Origin of the sequence: Actinomadura sp. 7K534 (genome assembly GCF_004348575.1) — a bacterium.
Taxonomy (GTDB): domain Bacteria; phylum Actinomycetota; class Actinomycetes; order Streptosporangiales; family Streptosporangiaceae; genus Spirillospora; species Spirillospora livida.
The window spans coordinates 1-644 of record NZ_SMKB01000543.1 but is presented as its reverse complement, the minus strand read 5'-3'; the positions used below and the strand labels follow the sequence as shown (position 1 = coordinate 644).

Genomic DNA, 644 nt, shown 5'->3' with positions numbered 1-644 from the left:
TCGTCGTAGCGGTCGGATTCGCGGTGCCATTTGAGGATGCCGGCCATCCAGTCGCGGAGTTCGTCGACGTAGGCGGCCAGGGCGGTGCGGGCGGTGTCGTCCAGGTCGAGTTCGTCGGCCAGGGCGGGGAGTTCGCGGGTGGCGAGGTGCTCGAACTGGCGGCGGCGGGACGTGATGAGGTCGTTGACGATGGGCAGGGCCTCGTCCCGGCCGCAGCCGAAGAAGTTCTCGATGGCCAGGACGCCGTTGTTCAGCTCGCCCTCGTACTCGATCTCCTTCTGGTAGGAGAAGCAGTCGTTCAGCAGGCAGGCGACGTCCATGGCGGAGACGTCGATCTCCCGGAGGGTGCGGGTCTGGAAGACGTGGGCCGGGATCTCGTGCGAGTGCTCGATCCGGGAGAGGCTCATCGTCATCTCGGAGCCGAACGTGTGGCGGCGCATCTCGATGTAGTCGACGGGGTCGGGGACGCGGGACTGGAGGTGGTTGTTCAGTTCCCAGACCCAGCTCTCGACCATGTGCTCGACGGCGGCGCGGAACTCGCGGCGGCCGCGGTCGTCCATCGGGGCGGCGGTGCGGCGCCACAGGTCGGCGAGCGACGCCTCGAAGGCGTTCTCGGGGGGCGGGGTGGTGCCGCAGTCCAGCGG

Annotated in this window: 1 pseudogene; it reads right to left on the bottom strand. The window is 68.8% G+C overall.

Annotated elements, in window-relative coordinates:
• Positions 1–644: pseudogene (locus E1266_RS38670) on the bottom strand (germacradienol/geosmin synthase); the annotation flags it as partial.